Source organism: Fibrisoma montanum (genome assembly GCF_003583365.1).
In the GTDB taxonomy this organism is placed as follows: Bacteria; Bacteroidota; Bacteroidia; order Cytophagales; family Spirosomataceae; genus Fibrisoma; species Fibrisoma montanum.
This window is the reverse complement of the sequence record NZ_QXED01000001.1, coordinates 295,353-315,918: the sequence shown is the minus strand read 5'-3', so window position 1 is coordinate 315,918 and position 20,566 is coordinate 295,353. Positions and strand designations below refer to the sequence as shown.

The following is a 20,566-nucleotide window of genomic DNA, read 5'->3' as shown; positions in this document are numbered from 1 at the left end:
CAATTGTTGAACCTGATTTAAGTTGCATGGACCTTAGTGATCCTCTTCCTCGAAAGGTGCTCCTGGCTGGCGACGGCTGGGGCACCTATTTTGATTTATATGCCCCCTACGTGGCATTGATTCTCTTGCTGATGACGCTGGCCGGGTTAGTGTCGGCATCGGAAGCTGCTTTCTTTTCGCTCTCGCCCGAAGAGCGGGGCCGTTGCCGGGATAGTGACCGGGTAGACTACCAGCGCATATCCACCTTGCTCGACCGTCCGAAACGGTTACTGGCTTCGCTGGTTATCTTTAACAACCTGCTGAACATTGCCATCGTCGTTATGGTAACGTATCTGACCTGGGAGTTTTCTCAGGCTACGCACGCATCAGTTGGGTTGCTGGTGGGCGTTACGCTGCTGACGACGATTGCCATTGTCCTGTTCGGCGAAATAATTCCTAAAGTGTATGCCAGCCAGAACAACCTGACCGTGGCCCGTCGAACGGCACCGCTCGCTCAGATAGGTTTGTTCGTATTTCTGCCGTTGTCCAAGCTGCTCGTAACGCTCAGTAATCAGGTCGATAAGCGCATACAACGCCGTGGGTACCGGCTTTCGGCCGAAGAACTGAGCCAGGCCGTCGAATTAACGGGTACTGACGCCACCTCCGAAGAGCGTGAAATCCTCAAAGGCATCGTTAACTTCAGTAACCTGACCGCCCGTCAGGTTATGCGGGCCCGGCTCGATATTTCGGCCGTAGCGGATGATCTGTCGTTTTCGGAACTGATGGCGCAAATCAATGCGTCGGGTTACTCGCGGGTGCCGGTTTACCATGAATCGCTGGACCAGGTGGAGGGGATTCTGTACATTAAAGACCTCCTGCCGCATCTGCACGACGATGATGCATTCCGCTGGCAAACGTTGCTGCGCCCCGTGTTTTTCATTCCGGAAACCAAAAAAGTAGACGACCTGCTCCAGGATTTTCAGAAACGGCGGGTCCACATGGCCATTGTGGTGGACGAATACGGTGGCACACGCGGACTCGTAACGCTGGAGGATATCATTGAAGAAATTTTCGGCGACATCAACGATGAGTTTGATGAAGAAGATCCGGAAGGGTATCGACGCGAAGATGAACGTACGGTGGTGTTTGAAGGTAAAGTTTCCCTGACCGACGTGTGCCGAATCCTGAATGTAGACGCCAGTACGTTCGAGGAGATTCGGGGCGACAGCGAATCGCTGGGCGGGCTGCTGCTCGAGTTGTTCAGCCGGTTACCCAAAGCCGGTGAGGAGGTAACCAGCGCCGGCTTTACGTTCCTTGTGCTATCGGCCGATGATAAGCGAATCAACGAAGTGCGGGTCACGAAAATCGTCGATTCAGTGCCGAATCAATAGCCGCTGGCTGTAGCGCTGGTTATTCCATTGACAGTACAGTATGTATAACCCATCAGCCAGACCCGGCGGTAAGCTTACGGTTTGTGGCTGATCAGCCCGTACTTCGGGAGCCTGCTGCCAGACTGTACGGCCGTTAGCGTCGGTTAACATTAAGGTCCAGGTGCCGCTTCGGGGTAACTGAACGGTTAACGACGTACCGTCGCTGGGGTTGGGAAATACCAGGGGTTTTGGTAACAATTCGTCAGGTGTAGCCAATACGAGCGGAGTGCTGTACTGCACCGAACCATCGGGTAGTTCCAGCCGAATCCGGTAGATACGGCTGCCGGACTCCGCAAGCGGCTCCGCAAATGAATACAAATGTGATAACTGCCCGTCGATGGTAGCCTCTACGCGCCCGATGGTTTGGAACGACCCCGACTGTTCCTGTCGCTCAACAAAAAAACGACTGCCGGCGGGTTCGTGGGTAGTAAGCCAGTGGACACGTGACAAAGCGCTATCCTGTTCCATTTGCTGATCAACGAAATACCGCATTGATTTTCCCGCCCCTGAAACGCGAAACGGAGCCGATGGATTTCCGGCAAGTATGGCCGGACTGGTTGCCACGACACGAAGCCGGTACGTGCCCGCGCTTAACGTATCGGGTAGCTTAACTTCGACAGGATTGAATCCCTGACCGTGTCCAACGTCCGTTACGTACCAGCCCCGTTCGTTGAGCAACTGAACAGATACAGTAGGGGAGGTTTCGAAAGCGGTCGAGGTAAAGGGAACACGCAGGGTTTGTCCGGCGGTAATCTCAGTCGGCACCAGACCCGTCTGGATAAACTGATGGGGTTGCTGAGGCTGTGATCGGCTGAAGAACGTATCGCTCAGGCTGTTGTTCCAGGCGCCAGCAAATATGGACAGGCCCTGAACACCATTCGGTACGTTTTCGAAATGACCGTGCGCAGGACGGGGCGACTGGATGGTGTCGGTGTCGGGGCCAGCCCACACATTGTTGTTGGGTTTGTTTATCAACGAATCCTGTGCAGCCCGGATGGCCTGATCAGGGGACGGCCCGGCCGGCGTAATGGAGCAGCGGGAAATAACCCAGGTCAGGCCGGTTGCAAAGTCGGCCCGGCTATAATCGATCAGCTCCTGCACCGACCGGCAGTAGTTATCTTTGGTTGTATGCAGCGGCACCGCATCAGACTCACCATGATGCCACAGCACCGCCCGGATGCCAAACGTACTATGGTAGTACTGCAGCGCATTTCGCAGGTTGGTATAAGGCTGTAGAAACGGCCAGTACGTACTGTTAAAGATATTTTTGGCGGGCATGCCCCTGGCTGTGGCGCTCCAGTTATCAGCCACTGTAGCCGGGATAGCCACGTTGAAAAAAGCTACCGGTATGTGGAAGCGGTCGGCAATCCGGTCGCCAAGTTCGCCCCAGCACCAGGCCGTCTCGCCGGTCGGAAAGATCAGGTTAGTTGCGTCAAGCTGAGAGAAAACAGGGGCCGGAAACGGCTTGTCCGACGATTCCAATACGTCGTTTTTATTCCAGAACCGGTTCCACGCATTGAATGATACTACCCGGTCGGATGCTCCCTTAGCCCCAAGGTTGGGCAGCCCCATTGCATTCGACTGGCCGGCAATCAGAAACACTTCGCCGATTCCCACGCGTGATACCGTTGCCTGGCTTACGGGGCTGTTGGCCCGAACGCCCCGTACCTCCAGCCGAAACAAGCCTGCGGGGGCTGTAATACTACCCTGGTACAGACCGTTCCGGGGAGCGTTTTGAACTTCAATCCAGTCGGTTGGGCGAGACGTTGACGAAGTGATCGGAACAAGTCGGGCCTCAACCCGGTCAACAGGGACAGTAAACGTACCGGCAATGAAAAGCGGAGCCGAATTTTGCTGGTTGCGCTGAACGACCATCTGCGGAACAGGATACGAAATGGTGAGTTGTCCAGACGCCGGTCTTATGAAAAGAAAGCAACAACAAACGAAGAGTAACGGTTTAAACAGACAGGACATTATCAAATTACAGAACCAACCAGCCCCAAAGGTAACGCTTTCCCGGCAGTTAAGCCGTTAAAGAATTCATCAAATGGTAGTTAACAAACAGATTGCGGGGCAGCCGAACAGGACGGTAGAGCTGTTGGCCAGGGTAAGCTATGTCGCCAAAGCCCTCTTCTACGGCAGTATTGCCACGTTTATATTCCGCTACAGGACAGGGCTAAGCGCGCCTGAGCCGAACCGGGATGAGGTGCTGAAACAATTGACGGATAACCCATTTGGTAAGATTCTTATCGCATTGATCATTGTCGCGCTGGCCGGTCATACGCTGTGGCGGCTGTACGAAATCTGGAACGACCCGTATAAAAAAGGCAAAGGAATAGGGGGCTGGTTATACCGACTCAACTACCTGATGAGCGCCATAACCTACGCATCGCTTGGGGTTACGGCTTTTAAGCTGTTAGTAACGAACGAGAAGGGTGAGGAAGACGGGAAAAAAATATGGGTGGCCAAACTGCTGCAATTCCAGGGGGGCGACTGGCTGGTGATGCTGGTCGGTGGGGTTATACTGATCTGGGCCGGTATGCAGGTGTACAAAGCCGTGGCCGGTAACGTATACAAAGCCCTGAAAATTGATCACCTGTCTGGGTTCTGGAAGGTGGTGCTGCGAGTAAGCAGCCTGGCCGGCTTCCTGACCGTGGGCGGGATCTTGGGCGGTGTAGGCTGGTATCTGATCAAAGGAGCGTGGATTGAGGACCCGGATTGGGTAAAAAACATGGATGACCTCATTATGGCGCTTCGGGCCGTTCCGGGTGGTTCGTGGCTACAACTGGTCACGGCTGTAGGGCTGGTGCTGATGGCGTTGTTTATGCTGGCCATGGCGCGTTACTTTCCCGTCAAAACAGCCGAGTAACGAGTCGATATCACACCCAGAGCCCCCGGCCGTGGTTGTAGTCGGCGCTCACGCGGCCGATTGCCGTCCGTGAATGGGTGAGCAATCCTTTCTTCCTGAGCTGCCGAAACCGCCATTTTTCAAGTAGTGACAGGCGTCCGTCCACCACGGCTCCAAAAACAAGCAGGCGTTCCAGTCCGCGACGTACTTCGGGGGGGGCCTGTTTCAGGCGGTCGGTAAATTCGCCGGGGTGGGGGGTACCGGCGCGGAGATTGAACCGGTCGAGCAGGGTTTCCGTAAGCAGAAAATGGGCGTAATTGTACTGTCGTTTCAATACGGCGATGTACTGCAGCGCATCCAGAATCATGGACCTGAACTGCTCGTTCTTCCCCAGTTCATCGTAGAGTTCGCCCACAAATTCGCGGATCGTGCTGGGGGCCATAATCCGAATCTGGGCTTCGTGTACAACCTGCCAGGAAGCATAGGCATTCCAGAACGCGTAGATAGGCAGGCCAATCAGGTCGATAACTGGCTGAACAACCCGGCTGAACAGGCGGCTCACGGCATAGCGCAGTGCCTGAGTACTGAGCACCGCTTTCAGAATATTCAGCAGAAAGAACGTTGCCAGTCCCCAGCGGGGCAGATTCAGATAGGGGTCAATGCCCATCCTTGGCACTACCCGGGTGGTGCGCCGACGGCGGTGCGACGCCAGAGCGATGTCTTTAAGGTGGTGATCGTAGCGGGCATCATGAGCGCGGGGAAACTGACAGGCGGCCATGATGAGTTTTGTAGCCCGAAGATTTACGGCGAGCAATATGCTGACTTCCAGATAAACCAGTATCAGTCCGTAGAGCAGCGCCGTGATAGGAAGAGCGTAGCTTTGCCCAAAAAAAGACAACGGAATCTCCACAAACAGTTCGGGCCAGCCATACTGAGGCACATACATCAGAACTACGCCCAGTACGCCAACAAGCGCGGCAATGATCAGCGTTTGCCGTCGGACGTGCCGGATAACGCGAAGTTCGGCTTCACTCAGTACGTAGGGTTCGTCGTGCGGATGAGGGTTGTTGAGGGCCTGCCGCAGATAACGTAACGCCAGATGGTCGAGCGGGCCACGGTTTTCATTCGGAGGCAGGGTTGACATAGCTGGCAGAGACAGTGGAACTATCTCCACAACTAAAAAAAGGGGGTTCTTGTTAGTAATTTCATACGATAGCACGACCACCCGGCCGATCAGCCCGACGTACATAGTAAATCCCTTTCGCGAGCTACTTTAGTCATTGAAAACTCCGAAAACTATGGGCGCATTTCGTTTTGTTGTTGGGTGTTTGCTGGCCACACAGGTTGCTGCCCAGACAGTTGCACCGTCCAAACCTGCTCAGCAACAGGTTAAGGATGAGATGGCGGTAGTAACGCAGCGATTCCTCCAGCTGCTCACACCGGAGCAGCGGGCGCAGGCCACCTATCCGTTCGATAACGAGGAGCGGTTCAACTGGCATTTTGTACCGCGCAACCGCAAAGGACTGCCCCTCAAACAGATGAATGAGGAGCAGCGTAAAGCCGCTATGACGTTGCTGAAAACCGGTCTGAGCGATCAGGGATACGACAAAGCGACTGCCATTATGGACCTGGAGAACGTACTGCGGGTGGTGGAAAATCGCCCGCCGAATGATACATACCGCGACCCGGAGAATTATTCGTTCACTGTTTTTGGCGAACCCGGCAGTCGTGATCCGTGGAGCTGGCGTATTGAAGGGCATCATATTTCGCTGCAATTTCTGTCGCTGACCGGGCGGGTGCTGGCACAAACGCCTACCTTCTTCGGCAGTAATCCGGGTGAAGTGCGGGCCGATGTGCCCCAGAAAGGGAAACGGGTGCTGAAACAGGAAACCGATCTGGCTTTCGCATTGCTGAAAACACTCACGGACAGCCAGCGCAAACAGGCGGTCATCGGCACCGTAGCGTACCCTGAAATCATTACCAGCAACAAGCGCAAGGCGTCGCTCGAAAAAATGGAAGGCCTGACGCTAAACGAAATGAGCGCCGAGCAGCGGAAGCTCTTTCTGGAGCTCCTGCAGGTGTACCTCAACAACTACCGCATTACGCTGGCCCGACAGCAGTTTACCCGCCTGGAAAAAGCCGGTCTGGATAAGCTGCGCTTCGCCTGGGCGGGCGACCTGACGCCGGAACTGGGCGAAGGCAAAGGCTGGTACTACCGCATCCACGGCCCTACGATCCTGATCGAGTACGATAACACGCAAACCAATGCTAACCACATCCATACGGTCGTGCGTGATCTGACCAACGATTTTGGAGAAGACCTGCTCCGCGAACACTACGAGAGTCAGCACAAGACAAAGTGAGCCGCGAACAAGGCGCTGCGTAGTTTTAAGTTTTTTTAAGTCACTCGATTAGCTGTTTCTTTGTATCTTGTCAGAATAAACACCGACGGACCGGCGCGGTTATCAAATCAACGTCATGCTTCCATCTCCGAGGCCGGCCTGTTTTACTCTTTATATGAAGAAACTCCTTTTATGTGCGTCGGTCTGCCTGCTGTCGCTGGCGGCTTCGGCGCAGGATACCCAACAGTGGTATCACCGCGATCCAAAAACGGATAATATACCGGGTATCGCTACTGAACGGACATACCGCGAACTCCTCAAAGACCGTAAGCCAACGCCTGTTGTGGTTGCCGTGATCGACGGCGGGATCGATTCCACTCATGAAGATCTGCGCCGGGTGCTGTGGGTCAATCCAAAAGAAATCCCGGGCAACGGCAAAGACGACGATAAGAACGGCTACGTGGATGATATTCACGGCTGGAATTTTATTGGTGGCAAAGACGGTCGGAATGTCCACCACGAAACGGCGGAAGTAACCCGGCTGTACAAAAAGCTACGTCCTCAGTACGAAGGCAAGAACCGGGCTTCGCTTAAGCCGGATCAGCAGAAAGAATACGATCTGTACGTCAAAACTAAAGGCGAAGTCGAATCGAAACGGCTCGAATACCAGACCCAGTACCAGGGTATCAAGCAGTTTTACGATCAGTACACGACGATTGTTGATGAACTGAAAACTTCCGTCCAGAAAAAGAATCTCGACACCACCGATCTGCGGCAGGCGGCTTCATCGTCGCGGCAGGCGGGCGCGATCTACCGGGTGCTGAAACAGCAGGATGTAGCCGATACCGACGCCATGAAAGGGCAACTGGACAAGATTCTGGATGAACTGAAAGCCCGCGCCGAATACGCCTACAATCCGGATTTCGACGGCCGGGCCGTCGTTGGCGACCAGCCTGAGAACGTGAACGAGCGGAATTACGGAAACGCCGACATCATGGGCCCTGATCCTTTTCACGGTACGCACGTAGCCGGAATCATCGGCGCTGATCGTACGAACTCGCTGGGTATTCAGGGGGTGTCGGATGCCGTTCAGATCATGGGCGTACGGGCCGTACCCGACGGTGATGAGCGCGATAAGGACGTGGCCAACGCCATCCGGTACGCCGTCGACAACGGAGCCCAGATCATCAACATGAGCTTCGGCAAGGATTACTCGCCCCAGCGCCAGGCCGTTGAGGAGGCCGAGCGATATGCACTGTCAAAAGGGGTGCTGCTGGTCCACGCAGCTGGTAACGACGGCAAAAACCTCGATACTACTGCGAGTTACCCGGCCGATAAATTCATCGATGGTAAAGAGATTCCGAACATGATTACGGTTGGCGCCAGCAGCAGCTCGACCGGCGACGAACTGGCCGCCAGTTTTTCCAACTACGGCAAAGGCTCAGTTGATGTGTTTGCTCCGGGTAAGACCATCTACTCGACCGTTCCCGGTAGCCAGTATCAGAACAGCGACGGCACGAGCATGGCTGCACCCGTGGTAGCCGGCGTTGCGGCAGTACTGAAGTCGTACTTTCCCAAGTTAACCTACGCGGATTTGAAGCGAATCATCGTGCAGTCGGCGGTTCCGTACAAAACGCAGGTGAAAAAGCCGGAAAGCAACGAAACTGTCGACTTTTCAACGCTGTCGAAGACGGGCGGGGTCGTGAACCTGTACGAAGCCGTAAAACTGGCGCTGGCTCAGGAAGGCGACAAAGCTAAGTAGAAGAATTTAAGTGCATTACCGGACCGTTTGCCGTTTTTTGAAACGGTGAACGGTCCGTTTGCGTTTATGATACTGGAGCGGGCAGCAGTCTTGCCCAATGAATATTGAGAATATTACTTTATGCCTAAAGCGTTTCGATTTGAATTAAATACACCTGTAATTGATGACCGTCCGGTTTTTGTGTCCGGTAATTTCTGCGACTGGGCACCTACTCCTGAGTTATTTCAGATGCAATCGATTGGACCGGGTGAGTACGTTCTCGACTGGCCTGCCGAGGTGCCATTGCCCGAGGAACTGGAATACAAATACAACAAAGGCGATTGGTCGCACGTCGAGCTGGGAGCGTCCGGCGGGGGTGTTCCCAATCGCATCAGCATTCGTGATCAGCACATTGAGCGCAATCACGTACCTCACTGGCGCTGGTATGGTCAGCCGTTTAATCCTGAGCACAAGCCCAAATTAATAAGCGACGATTTCCAACTTCCGCAGCTCAACACTACCCGCCGGGTGAATGTGCTGCTTCCGCACGACTACGAGGCTAATCCTGAAAAGCGGTATCCTGTGTTGTATATGCACGATGGTCAGAACCTGATTGGCGAGGGAACCGGATTCGGAAGCTGGAACGTAGACGAGAAAATGGCTGTACTGGCCGCCCGCGGTCACCACGAGGTCATTCTGGTGACCATCGATCATGGTGCCGAAGAGCGTATTCGCGAATACACGCTGGGGCGAACGAAAGTTGGGGATGGCCGTGGGCACCGCTACCTGCAATTCATTACGCAGACGCTCAAACCCTTCATCGACGATACCTTTCGAACGCTGCCCGAACCGGGCTGCACGGGCATCGGCGGCAGTTCGCTGGGAGGACTGATCAGCATTTATGCCGGTCTGATTTTCCCTGATGTGTTCGGACGGCTTATGGTTTTTTCGCCGGCGCTCTGGACAACTCCAAAGATCTACTTCGACGCGATTAAGTTTGAAACCACCGTACCGATGAAAATCTACGCCTACGGGGGCGAGGCTGAATCGGCCTTTATGGTGCCTAACATCAAGCGGTTCGAAAACGCCCTGGTCAAACAGAAATACGGCGGCCATCCCATCGAGTTACAGGTGTCGGTCGATCCGCTCGGCGAGCACAACGAAGAAACCTGGGGGAAAGAATTTCCCAAAGCGCTGGAGTGGTTGTATTATTAAACAATTTGGCTTAGTCAACGCAGCGGAACAGCGTCCGGTTACCGGTGCGATTATGCCGCGTCAACAGCGTTATTCGGCCGGATGTCTGTTCCGTCAGGGTTATAATCAATTATGAAAATCACTGTAGTTTCCCGGCAAAGTCGGTCAGAGGCCCATATTGTGCCCATCGTTCAGTCCGATACATTAGCAGATACGTTAGCGACACTGGCCGAGACAACCGGCGTTCCGGCTGCGGTTTTGCAAACCGATTTCAAGGCCAATGCCAAAGATGTCCTTCCGCTGTATCACCCTGATGGCCGGAAAACGTACCTGCTCGGACTTGGTAAAGCGCCGGGTTCGATAGACTGGCTGAAAACATTCCGTGAGTTCAGCTTCCGGCAGAAAGACCGGCTGCCGCCGTCGGTCAGTGTGGATCTGACCCGTTTTGGGGCCGCGGTAGTCGAAGACGTACTGCTTGGTATTCGCGGGGGTGGCTACGACCTGCGGTTGTACCAGACCGACAAAGCTGAGGGCCCGGTTTTTTATGCCGAAACCGGCGAACTTACCGTACTGGTTGCAGACGATCAACAGGCAGCGGCCGAAGAGGCCCTGCGTCGGGCGGAGGCCATGGCCGAAACCCAGCGCGAAATCCTCAACCTGATGAATGCGCCGTCGAACTACGTCAATCCGCAAACCCTGGCGGAGTGGGCCGTCGCATCGGGTGAGCGGTATGGTTATTCGGTTACCGTATTTGACAAGGACGAGATGGAGCGGCAGGGCTTGCAGGCCGTACTGAGTGTAAATCGGGGCAGCGACCTGCCGCCCCGGTTCATCATCGCCGAATACAAACCGGTCGGCGAAGGACTCAGAAAAGTAGGACTTGTCGGTAAGGGCATTACGTTCGACACGGGCGGTATTTCCATCAAGCAGTCGGCCAATATGCACCTCATGAAGAGTGACATGGGCGGGGCCGCGGCCGTACTGGGAACGCTCGAAGTCGCTGCGAAGCTGCAACTGCCTGTGCATCTGATCGGGATTGTACCCACCACCGAAAACATGGTTGATGGGCGGGCCACCAAACCGGGCGACGTAGTGGGGTCGTACAGCGGAAAAACCATCGAAATCATCGACACCGACGCCGAAGGGCGGGTTATTCTGGCCGATGGGTTAAGCTACATGGTGCGGAACTACCAGCCCGACGTTCTGATCGATCTGGCTACGCTGACCGGTAGTGTCATTGCTACGCTGGGATACCACGCGGCCGGCCTGTTCACGCAGAACGACGACCTGGCCGCTGACCTGCTGACCTCCGCCGATAAGACCGGCGAACGGCTCTGGCGTCTTCCAATCTGGGATATGTACAGGGAAGATATTAAGTCGGACGTAGCCGATGTCAAAAATTACAGCGGCAAACCGCTGGCCGGGGCGATCACCGCGGCCAAGTTTCTGGAAGTGTTTACGGATGAGCATCCAGCCTGGGCACACCTCGATATTGCCGGGACGGCCTTTGCCGACACCGAGTTTGGTTCGCAGAAAAATGCCACAGGATATGGAATCCGCCTGCTGATTGACTACCTGCGGAGTTAATTTGTATATTCCCAACCTTAACCCCGATTGTTCATGAGCCAACTGTCATTCCTGTGCATTGCGACGTATTTCAAAGGCGAAGCGTTCCTAAGAACCTGCAAAGAACTCGGCAATACGGTTTATCTGCTGACGTACGAAAAACTGCGCGATAGCCCGTGGCCGTTCGAGTCCATTGATGAAACCTTCTACCTGCCGGCGCAAAGCAATTCGAGTGAGAACCTGGACCGCATGATTCAGGGTTTGGCGCACGTAATGCGATCGCGGAAAATCGACCGGGTTATTGCGCTGGATGATTTTGACGTAGAGAAAGGCGCGCTGATCCGGGAGGTGTTCCGGGTGCCGGGCATGGGTCAGACTACATCGCGCTACTTTCGCGATAAATTAGCCATGCGGCTCCGGGCGCAGAAAGCCGGGATTCGGATTCCGCGGTTCAGCCCCCTGTTCCACGACGAAAGCATTACGGACTACCTGCGCACGACCGATTCGCCCTGGGTAATCAAGCCCCGCACGGAGGCCTCGGCTACGGGCATTCGCAAAGTTCATTCGCTGGAGGAGGCCTGGCAGGTTATTCACTCGCTGGGCGATCTACGGCACAACTACCTGATTGAAGAATTCAAGCCGGGCCGGGTTTACCACGTCGATGCGCTGTCGGTCGATAGCAAATCGGTGTTCACGCGGGCCAGTCAGTACCTGGCGACGCCGATGGAGGTGGCACACGGGGGCGGTATCTTCCGAACCATGGTATTGCCCTTTGATAGCCCTGAAACCACGGCGCTGCGTAGCATCAACGATCAGGTGATGGCTGCCTTTGGCATGCGTCACAGCGCGTCGCATTCCGAATACATCCGCTGCGATCACGATGGTGAATTGTATTTCCTCGAAACGGCCTCGCGAGTCGGGGGGGCGCACATTGCCGAGATGGTCGAAGCGGCTTCGGGAATAAACCTATGGCGGGAATGGGCGCGGCTCGAAACGGCCCTCGCTTTAGACCAGCCGTATCAGTTGCCCGAAGAACAGCACAACTACGCCGGCCTGATCGTGTCGCTGGCGCGGCAGCAGTGGCCCGACCAGAGCCTGTTTGCTGATCCGGAAATCTGGTGGCGTATCAACAAGGAGTACCACGTAGGGCTTATCGTGCAATCGGCGGAGCAGGCGCGGGTGCTGCACTTGCTGGATGACTATATGCAGCGGATTTACACAGAATTCCACGCATCGGCCCCCGTACCCGAACGGCCTACGAATTAATCGGCGCGTCATCAAGTTGCCCCGTTTTCAGGAAACTACCCCGGCTGTTTTGCTGTTAGCCTAAAGAATAAGCCAACCGCTTCGGCGGTGTATTGCAACGTGACAGAAAACAAGCCCGTTGATCATCAGCCTGCCGTGTCCCCTACGGGTCTCACGGATGTAGAACTTACCGGCTATGAGCAGATTGAAGTGCTCGGTGCCCGCGAACATAACCTGAAAAACATTGACGTAACGATTCCCCGCAACAAGCTGGTGGTCGTGACAGGAATTAGCGGCAGCGGCAAATCGTCGCTGGCGTTCGATACTATCTACGCCGAAGGCCAACGGCGCTATATGGAGAGCTTCTCGGCCTACGCCCGTTCGTTCATCGGCGACATGGAGCGCCCTGATGTGGATAAAATCAACGGTCTGAGTCCGGTGATTTCCATCGAGCAGAAAACGACTTCTAAAAACCCCCGCTCAACGGTCGGCACCACAACGGAAATCTACGACTTTCTGCGGCTGCTCTACGCCCGCGCCGGCGAAGCGTTTTCGTACGTAACGGGCCGGAAGATGGAACGGCAGTCGCAGGACCAGATCATCGACACCATCCTGCAGCAATACGCCGGGCAGAAAATGACCCTGCTGGCTCCGGTTGTCAAAGGACGCAAAGGCCACTACCGGGAGTTGTTCGTGCAGATTGCCAAAACCGGCTACACCAAAGTTCGCGTGGACGGCGTGGTGCAGGACATCGTGCCGAAAATGCAACTCGACCGCTACAAAATTCACGACATCGAGATCGTGATCGACCGGATCGTACCGAAACCCGACGATCGCTATCGGCTGAGCCAGTCGGTGCAAACGGCCCTGAAGCAGGGTAAAGGAGCGATGCAGGCACTCGACCAGGAGGGCCAGCTGATTTACTTCTCGCAGAACCTGATGGACCCGGAGTCGGGCATCAGCTACGATGAGCCGTCGCCAAACACGTTCTCGTTTAACTCGCCCTACGGTGCCTGCCCGGTTTGTAACGGGCTCGGTTCCATCGAAGAAATCACGGAAGAATCGGTTATCCCGGACAAAAAGCTGAGCGTCAGCCGGGGGGCTATCGCTCCGCTGGGCGAATACCGGGAACTTTGGTTCTTTAAGGAGATCGAAGTCATTCTGAAAAAATACAAGCTCAGCCTGACCACACCGGTCGAAAAGTACCCGGCTGATCTGCTCCACGCCCTGATGTACGGAACCGACGAGGAAGCGGCCGTACCGTCGAAGAAATACCCCGGTGAGGACTACTACAGCTTTAAATTCGAGGGAATCGTCAACTTTCTGAAGCGCCAGCAGGAAAACGGTACCGACAAAATTCAGGATTGGCTCAAAGACTTCATGGTGGTAAAAACCTGCCCGGAGTGTAATGGAGCCCGGCTGAAAAAGGAGTCGCTGTATTTCCGCATCGACGGCAAGAACATCTCCGAACTCGCGCAGATGGACATTTCGGAGCTGTCGGCCTGGTTCGACGGACTGGAAAGCCGGCTGTCGGAACGGCAGAACGTAATTGGCAAGGAGGTACTCAAGGAAATTCGGAAACGGATCGGGTTCCTGCTCGACATTGGTCTGGATTACCTCACCCTCGACCGACCGCTACGTACGCTGTCGGGTGGAGAAGCGCAACGCATTCGGCTGGCCACCCAGATCGGTACGCAATTGGTTGGTGTACTGTACATCATGGACGAGCCAAGTATCGGGCTGCACCAGCGCGACAACGTAAAACTGATCGACTCGCTGAAGAACCTGCGCGATCTGGGCAATACGGTCCTGGTGGTGGAACACGACAAGGACATGATGCTCGAATCGGACTACATTCTGGACATTGGACCGGGTGCTGGTCGGCACGGTGGTCAGGTTGTCGGAATCGGTACTCCGGACGAGTTTCTGCAGAACGGCAGCACGACCGCCGATTACCTCAGCGGCCGGCGGGCCATCGAAATCCCCGCCGAACGACGGAAAGGCAGCGGCAAGTTCCTGATTATTAAAGGCGCAACCGGGCATAACCTCAAGAACGTTACGTTGAAATTGCCGCTGGGGAAAATGGTGACGATTACGGGCGTATCGGGTAGCGGCAAGTCGTCGCTGATTCACGAAACGCTGTTTCCGATTCTGAACCGGCATTTCTACAAGTCGAAGCGGGAGCCGCTGGCGTTCAAGTCGGTGGAGGGTCTGGAGCACCTGGATAAGGTGATTGAAGTCGATCAGTCGCCGATTGGTCGGACGCCCCGCTCGAACCCCGCTACGTATACGGGCATGTTTTCGGAGATCCGGACGCTGTTTGCCGAACTGCCCGAAGCCAAGATTCGGGGGTACAAACCCGGCCGTTTCTCGTTCAACGTGAAAGGAGGCCGCTGCGAAGACTGCGAAGGCGCGGGGATGAAAAAGATCGAGATGGAGTTCCTGCCCGATGTCCATGTCGTTTGCGAGACCTGCAAAGGCAAACGCTTCAACCGCGAAACGCTCGAAGTACGGTTTAAAGGTAAATCCATCGCCGACGTACTGGACATGACCGTTGAGCAGGCATTAGAGTTCTTCGCCAGCCAGCCGAAGATTCTGCGTAAGGTAACCACACTGAACGACGTCGGGCTGGGCTACATTACGCTGGGTCAGCACGCTACTACGTTGTCGGGTGGGGAAGCGCAGCGCGTCAAGCTGGCCGAAGAACTGTCGAAAAAAGATACCGGCAAAACGCTTTACATTCTGGACGAGCCGACAACGGGGCTCCACTTCCAGGATATTTCGCACCTGCTCGACGTCCTGAATAAGCTGGCCGATAAGGGCAACACGGTCCTGATCATCGAGCACAATCTGGACGTAATCAAAGTGTCCGATCACCTGATCGACCTTGGTCCGGAAGGCGGCAACAAAGGTGGGAAAATCATCGCCGAAGGAACGCCGGAAAAGGTAGCCGAGGTGAAGAGCAGTTATACCGGAAAGTTCCTTAAAATGGAATTGGACGCGGCTCAGCCGCAAAATTCGCTACCTTAGCCGGTCAGTACTGTCTGCTAAGGTTTATGCGTAACCCCTTTTTTTACATTCTTCTGCTGGTGCTGGTCGTCCTTGATGGCTGGCTCTTATCACACCCCAATCTGATTGGTCAGGCTGGGGTGTTTTTCTTTGATTACACGTATCTCGAAACATTCCCGCGCGCGCTCGGAACCGTGTCTATCGTCGTCGGTGCGGCTCTGTTGCTAAGCTGGATTGTCAGCCGGGTTGGCCGTCCGCTCAATATCATATTGATGGCCGTTCTGTTGGCTGCGTCGGTGTTTTACCTCTTTCAAAGCTTCACGCAATACAATACCGGCATTTATAAACTGACCGGGGCGGGTTTTCGGGCGGGTGCTGTCCTGCTGCCGGGATTGGTGGTGCTGGTTTTCGGAAAGGGTTTGTTTGACTCAGTAGGTACCAAGCGCCGTTAATGTCCTGGCCAAGCTCCCGCTTGGCCCTATTGTGAAAGATTTTAACAAAGGCCAAGCGGGAGCTTGGCCAGGACTTCTATGCACCGGGACGTTTACATTTACAAAGGACTTCCTCATTTACAACCATTGGGCGGTACCTTTTTTCTGACAACCCGATTGGCTGGCTCTATGTCTCAAATTGAGAAGAAGCGGCTGGCGGAAGACTATGCATTGAAAAGGCGTCAAGTACTGGCTAAATCATCAAATCCATCCGCGGATCTTGACCGATTAGAGCGAATCTTCTTTGCTGAATATGAAGCGCTATTGGATAAAGCTGATTTTGGACCGCGATGGCTGGCGGATGATGCATTGGCAAAGGTCGTGGCCGAAAGTTTTCAATACTGGGATGACAGAGCTTATGAGTTAATCGCCTACACCATTATGTCGAACCATATTCATATTGTGTTCACATTGTTCAATGATGAATCCGGCAACCAAGTACGTTCGTTACAGCAGGTTGTTCAAAGCGTGAAAAGTTTTTCCGCCAAAAGATGTAATCGCTTGTTAAGCCGGGAAGGTATGTTCTGGTCGGACCGGAACTATGATCGGCTGGTGCGTAATCAAGAAGAGCAACATCGTATCGTGCAATACGTGTTGAACAACCCTGTAAAAGCTGGCTTGTGTAAGCGCTGGCAGGATTGGAAGTGGACCTATATGAAACCGAGCTATAATGATTTCGAGTAAGAGGTTAACTGTATGGGCCAAGCCCTTGCTTGGCCTGTTTATTCAGTTGCTATGGCCAAGCGGGAGCTTGGCCCAGACGTATCTGCTACGTCCGGATCGCGTCTTCGATGGCGAAACCATTCATGACAATTGGGTGGTTCGTGTGCAAGGTGACAAGATTGAAGCGGCCGGACCGGCTGGTTCTGTCAGCGCGACCGGTGCTGAGGTGATCGATCTGAAAGGCACTACGTTGATGCCGGGCCTGATTGAAGGTCATTCGCATCTGCTGCTGCATCCCTACAACGAAACGCCCTGGGACGATCAGGTGCTGAAAGAAGCCCGGTCCCTGCGCGTAGCCCGGGCTACGGTACACGCCCAGAAAACACTGCTGGCCGGCTTCACGACGGTACGGGACCTGGGCACCGAAGGAGCGGATTACGATGACGTGGGACTGAAGCAGGCCATCAACCAGGGGATTATTGTCGGGCCACGGATGATTGTGGCGACACGGGCATTGATTGCTACCGGCAGTTACGCCCCGAAAGGGTTTAGTTCCGACATCAACGTACCGCAGGGGGCCGAAGAGGCCGATGGGCACGATGCGCTCATCCAGGCTGTCCGGCGGCAGATTGGTAAAGGGGCCGATGTCGTCAAGGTCTATGCCGATTACCGGTGGGGGCTTATGGCAGATGCTCGCCCGACGTACACGCTTGATGAGTTGAAACTAATCGTAGAGGTAGCCAAAAGCAGCGGTCGGGGTGTTGTGGCCCACGCGGCAACCGCCGAAGGCATGCGCCGGGCCATTCTGGCTGGTTGCGAAACGGTTGAACACGGCGACGTCGGGACGCCCGAGATATTCAAATTGATGAAGGAACACGGAACGGCGCTTTGTCCTACCCTGGCCGCAGGCGATGCCGTCAGCCAATACCGGGGCTGGAAGAAAGGCCAGGAACCCGAGCCCGAGCGCATTCGGCAAAAGCGGGTCACGTTCCGGCAAGCGCTGGATGCGGGCGTGACCATCTGCGCCGGGGGCGATGTAGGCGTGTTTAGCCACGGCGATAACGCGCGTGAACTGGAGATGATGGTTCAATACGGTATGAAGCCGCTGGATGTGTTACGGTCGGCTACGTCGGTCAATGCCGATGTGTTTCACCTGACCGATCGCGGGCGGGTCCGGGCGGGCCTGCTGGCCGATCTGGTGGCTGTTACGGGTAATCCGGCAACGGCTATTTCGGACGTTCGGCGTATCAGGCTGGTTATGAAGGGCGGAACTATATACCAGCGCTGACCGCAAACTAATTGCGTAGCTGTCGGGTTACAGAATAAATGCCTGTTTACTATGGCTTTTTTACGATGGTTTTATCCGTCGTTTATGTTTTTGGTTTAATTTCGCCCGGCGTGATTCGCCGGGCCGGTTGACCGGTACACTGGATTCGTTTCATGGTTTTTAACCAACGGATAATCCGTTATTTCTGAATACTCTACCCTGATTTTCTGTATGGCAAACACTGCTGAGCTAACCGTTGATGGTAAATCGTTTCAATTCCCTATGGTAGAGGGAAGCGAACACGAAAAAGCCATCGACATCTCGAACCTCCGTGACCACACGGGCTACGTTACCCTCGATAAAGGCTATAAAAACACCGGTGCCACGCAGAGCGCCATCACGTTCCTCGACGGCGAACAGGGAATCCTGCGGTACCGGGGCTACTCCATTGAAGAACTGGCCGCGAAGGCTTCGTTTCTGGAAGTAGCGTACCTGCTTATCTACGGTGAACTGCCCACCAATGAAGAGTTTTCCACATTTGAAAACGCAATTCGTCGCCATACGATGGTGAACGAAGACATGCGTAAAATTTTTGAAGGATTTCCCGTCAACGCCCACCCAATGGGCGTTTTGTCGTCGTTGGTGAGCGCTATGAGCGCGTTCTATCCCGATTCATACGACGATAAGGCCGAGGACAAAACCGACCTGCATATCATTCGTCTGCTGGCCAAACTGCCGACGATCGCCACCTGGTCATACAAGAAATCGCAGGGACATCCGGTCAATTACCCAAAAAACACGCTCGACTATATCTCCAACTTCCTGCACATGATGTTCGCGCTGCCGGTTGAAGAGTATAAAGTTGACCCGGTCGTTGCCGATGCGCTGAACGTACTTCTGATCCTGCACGCCGATCACGAACAGAACTGCTCTACCTCAACGGTACGGCTGGTGGGTTCGTCGCGGGCCAACATCTACTCGTCGGTATCGGCGGGGATCAATGCGCTCTGGGGACCGCTGCACGGCGGGGCCAACCAGGAAGTGATTGAGATGCTGGAGGACATCCGCAACGATGGGGGCGACGTAGCCAAATACGTTGAGATGGCCAAGAATGCCAAGCAAACCGGTTTCCGGCTGTTCGGTTTCGGTCACCGGGTGTATAAGAATTTCGACCCGCGCGCCCGGATCATCAAGAAAGCCGCCGACGATGTGTTGAGCAAGCTGGGCGTAAATGACCCGGTGCTGGAGATTGCCAAAGGCCTGGAAGAAGCCGCTCTGAACGACGAGTATTTCATTCAGCGGAAACTGTACCCGAACGTTGATTTCTATTCGGGTATCATCTACCGGGCTCTGGGTATCCCAACCAATATGTTCACGGTGATGTTTGCGATTGGCCGTCTGCCGGGCTGGATTGCTCAGTGGCTGGAGATGCGGGCGCAGAAGGAGCCGATCGGCCGGCCGCGTCAGATCTACACGGGTTCAACCCTGCGTGAGTTTGTTCCGATGGAGAATCGATAGGCTATTGCACCGTCGTTTCTACTCAGAACTGACGTGATAGCAACCAGGTAAAACCAAACAGCCCCGGCCAGATGGCCGGGGCTGTTTGGTATAAGCACAATGTCGACAGGTTGTCAGGATATTAATCCTCGACGGTTCCTTCGTCATCGTCTTCAGTACCGCCGATTGGATCAAGCAGCGCGTTTTCGTCTTCGTTGATCTTAGCGCGGATCTTGTTTTCGATGTCGGCCATCAGCTCAGGATTATCGAGCAGCAGGTCCTTCACGGCATCGCGGCCCTGGGCCAGGCGGTTGCCGTCGTACGAGAACCACGAACCAGACTTCTTCACAATTTCCATCTCAACGGCCAGGTCAAGTACTTCACCAACTTTGGAGATACCCTGACCGTACATGATGTCGAATTCGACAACTTTGAACGGCGCTGCCAGCTTGTTCTTCACAACTTTCACCTTGACGCGGTTACCCACTACGTTGTCGGCACCTTCTTTAATCTGGCCAATCCGGCGGATGTCCAGACGAACGGATGCGTAGAACTTCAGGGCGTTACCACCGGTCGTGGTTTCGGGGTTACCGAACATCACGCCGATCTTCTCGCGCAACTGGTTGATAAAAATGCAGCAGCACTGGGTCTTGTTGATCACACCGGTCAGCTTCCGCAGCGCCTGCGACATCAGCCGGGCTTGCAGACCCATCTTGCTTTCGCCCATTTCGCCTTCAATTTCGGCTTTCGGAACGAGAGCGGCAACCGAGTCAATAACGATGATATCAATAGCGCCGGAGCTGATGAGGTGCTCGGTGATTTCGAGTGCCTGTTCGCCGTTGTCCGGCTGTGCAATCAGAAGGTTGTTGGTGTCAATACCCAGTTTCTCGGCATAGACGCGGTCGAAAGCGTGCTCGGCGTCGATGAAGGCCGCCATACCGCCTGCTTTCTGTGCTTCGGCGATGCAGTGCATCGTCAGCGTTGTTTTACCCGACGATTCCGGTCCGTAGATTTCAACGACCCGTCCACGCGGCACCCCGCCGATACCCAATGCCAGGTCAAGGCCCAGCGAGCCGGTTGAGATCACCGGAACGTCAACAACTTTGCTTTCGCTCAGCCGCATAACGGTGCCTTTCCCGAAGGCTTTGTCCAGCTTCTCAATCGTGGTTTGAAGGGCTTTCAATTTGTTGTCATTAGCATTTGCCGTAGCTTGTGCCATGTCAGATTTGGCCATGTTTAGTGGTTGTTTAAGCAGATAAAATTAGCGATTTTCGGCCAAAATACCAAGTAGGTT

Annotated in this window: 15 protein-coding genes; 12 read left to right on the top strand and 3 right to left on the bottom strand. The window is 54.7% G+C overall.

Annotated features, from left to right (window positions below; translation table 11 throughout):
- Positions 1-26: 26 nt before the first annotated feature.
- A complete protein-coding gene (gene gldE / locus DYU11_RS01355; protein WP_119665847.1) occupies positions 27-1,370 on the top strand; it encodes a gliding motility-associated protein GldE in 1,344 nt (447 codons plus the stop codon).
- Here the strand turns inward: gldE and DYU11_RS01350 are convergent.
- The gene (locus tag DYU11_RS01350; RefSeq protein ID WP_158600199.1) at positions 1,353-3,284 is read right to left on the bottom strand and encodes a T9SS type A sorting domain-containing protein; all 1,932 of its coding nucleotides are present in this window, start codon (positions 3,282-3,284) and stop codon (positions 1,353-1,355) included. The genes gldE and DYU11_RS01350 overlap by 18 nt on opposite strands.
- Positions 3,285-3,456: 172 nt before the next feature.
- Between DYU11_RS01350 and DYU11_RS01345 the strand changes: the two genes are divergently transcribed.
- Positions 3,457-4,278, top strand: coding sequence for a DUF1206 domain-containing protein (locus tag DYU11_RS01345; protein WP_119665845.1), 822 nt, complete (start codon positions 3,457-3,459; stop codon positions 4,276-4,278).
- A 10-nt stretch (positions 4,279-4,288) separates the two neighbouring features.
- Here DYU11_RS01345 and DYU11_RS01340 read toward each other — a convergent pair whose 3' ends face one another.
- Entirely contained in the window at positions 4,289-5,401 is a 1,113-nt protein-coding gene (locus tag DYU11_RS01340; protein ID WP_229365656.1) for an LBF_2804 family protein, read from the bottom strand.
- A gap of 154 nt (positions 5,402-5,555) precedes the next feature.
- Here DYU11_RS01340 and DYU11_RS01335 point away from each other — a divergent pair, with 154 nt between their 5' ends.
- The 10 genes from DYU11_RS01335 to DYU11_RS01290 all read left to right on the top strand — a co-directional run bounded on the left by DYU11_RS01335 (position 5,556) and on the right by DYU11_RS01290 (position 19,293).
- Positions 5,556-6,620, top strand: a complete 1,065-nt coding sequence (locus DYU11_RS01335; RefSeq protein WP_119665844.1) for a DUF3500 domain-containing protein — start codon at positions 5,556-5,558, stop codon at positions 6,618-6,620.
- 154 nt (positions 6,621-6,774) lie between these two features.
- Complete coding sequence (locus tag DYU11_RS01330; RefSeq protein WP_199736647.1) at positions 6,775-8,361, top strand: S8 family serine peptidase; 1,587 nt, start codon at positions 6,775-6,777, stop codon at positions 8,359-8,361.
- Positions 8,362-8,481: 120 nt separating this feature from the next.
- Positions 8,482-9,555 carry an alpha/beta hydrolase gene (locus DYU11_RS01325; protein WP_119665843.1) on the top strand — a complete coding sequence of 358 codons (1,074 nt, stop codon included), beginning with the start codon at positions 8,482-8,484 and terminating at the stop codon, positions 9,553-9,555.
- A gap of 111 nt (positions 9,556-9,666) precedes the next feature.
- Positions 9,667-11,121 (top strand): leucyl aminopeptidase family protein, encoded by a 1,455-nt coding sequence (locus tag DYU11_RS01320; RefSeq protein ID WP_119665842.1) that lies wholly within the window; start codon positions 9,667-9,669, stop codon positions 11,119-11,121.
- A gap of 33 nt (positions 11,122-11,154) precedes the next feature.
- Positions 11,155-12,366 carry an ATP-grasp domain-containing protein gene (locus tag DYU11_RS01315; protein WP_119665841.1) on the top strand — a complete coding sequence of 404 codons (1,212 nt, stop codon included), beginning with the start codon at positions 11,155-11,157 and terminating at the stop codon, positions 12,364-12,366.
- A gap of 135 nt (positions 12,367-12,501) precedes the next feature.
- Positions 12,502-15,375, top strand: a complete 2,874-nt coding sequence (gene uvrA / locus DYU11_RS01310; protein ID WP_119666669.1) for an excinuclease ABC subunit UvrA — start codon at positions 12,502-12,504, stop codon at positions 15,373-15,375.
- A 26-nt stretch (positions 15,376-15,401) separates the two neighbouring features.
- Entirely contained in the window at positions 15,402-15,806 is a 405-nt protein-coding gene (locus tag DYU11_RS01305; RefSeq protein ID WP_119665840.1) for a hypothetical protein, read from the top strand.
- 168 nt (positions 15,807-15,974) lie between these two features.
- Positions 15,975-16,529, top strand: a complete 555-nt coding sequence (locus DYU11_RS01300) for a transposase (protein WP_229365655.1) — start codon at positions 15,975-15,977, stop codon at positions 16,527-16,529.
- Positions 16,516-17,796, top strand: coding sequence for a metal-dependent hydrolase family protein (locus DYU11_RS01295; protein WP_119665838.1), 1,281 nt, complete (start codon positions 16,516-16,518; stop codon positions 17,794-17,796). The genes DYU11_RS01300 and DYU11_RS01295 overlap by 14 nt, the downstream gene beginning before the upstream one ends.
- Positions 17,797-18,006: 210 nt before the next feature.
- Positions 18,007-19,293: a citrate synthase gene (locus DYU11_RS01290; RefSeq protein WP_119665837.1), complete on the top strand. Its 1,287-nt coding sequence runs from the start codon at positions 18,007-18,009 to the stop codon at positions 19,291-19,293.
- Between the two features lie 121 nt (positions 19,294-19,414).
- Here the strand turns inward: DYU11_RS01290 and recA are convergent, their stop codons facing one another.
- A complete protein-coding gene (recA, locus tag DYU11_RS01285) occupies positions 19,415-20,506 on the bottom strand; it encodes a recombinase RecA (RefSeq protein ID WP_119665836.1) in 1,092 nt (363 codons plus the stop codon).
- Between the last annotated feature and the right edge of the window lie 60 nt (positions 20,507-20,566).

Coding starts and splice junctions, on each gene's coding strand:
- gldE (WP_119665847.1), top strand. CDS start 27: ATGGACCTTAGTGATCCTCTTCCTCGAAAGGTGCTCCTGGCTGGCGAC.
- DYU11_RS01350 (WP_158600199.1), bottom strand. CDS start 3,284: ATGGTCGTTCAGCGCAACCAGCAAAATTCGGCTCCGCTTTTCATTGCC.
- DYU11_RS01345 (WP_119665845.1), top strand. CDS start 3,457: ATGGTAGTTAACAAACAGATTGCGGGGCAGCCGAACAGGACGGTAGAG.
- DYU11_RS01340 (WP_229365656.1), bottom strand. CDS start 5,401: ATGTCAACCCTGCCTCCGAATGAAAACCGTGGCCCGCTCGACCATCTG.
- DYU11_RS01335 (WP_119665844.1), top strand. CDS start 5,556: ATGGGCGCATTTCGTTTTGTTGTTGGGTGTTTGCTGGCCACACAGGTT.
- DYU11_RS01330 (WP_199736647.1), top strand. CDS start 6,775: ATGAAGAAACTCCTTTTATGTGCGTCGGTCTGCCTGCTGTCGCTGGCG.
- DYU11_RS01325 (WP_119665843.1), top strand. CDS start 8,482: ATGCCTAAAGCGTTTCGATTTGAATTAAATACACCTGTAATTGATGAC.
- DYU11_RS01320 (WP_119665842.1), top strand. CDS start 9,667: ATGAAAATCACTGTAGTTTCCCGGCAAAGTCGGTCAGAGGCCCATATT.
- DYU11_RS01315 (WP_119665841.1), top strand. CDS start 11,155: ATGAGCCAACTGTCATTCCTGTGCATTGCGACGTATTTCAAAGGCGAA.
- DYU11_RS01305 (WP_119665840.1), top strand. CDS start 15,402: ATGCGTAACCCCTTTTTTTACATTCTTCTGCTGGTGCTGGTCGTCCTT.
- DYU11_RS01300 (WP_229365655.1), top strand. CDS start 15,975: ATGTCTCAAATTGAGAAGAAGCGGCTGGCGGAAGACTATGCATTGAAA.
- DYU11_RS01295 (WP_119665838.1), top strand. CDS start 16,516: ATGATTTCGAGTAAGAGGTTAACTGTATGGGCCAAGCCCTTGCTTGGC.
- DYU11_RS01290 (WP_119665837.1), top strand. CDS start 18,007: ATGGCAAACACTGCTGAGCTAACCGTTGATGGTAAATCGTTTCAATTC.
- recA (WP_119665836.1), bottom strand. CDS start 20,506: ATGGCCAAATCTGACATGGCACAAGCTACGGCAAATGCTAATGACAAC.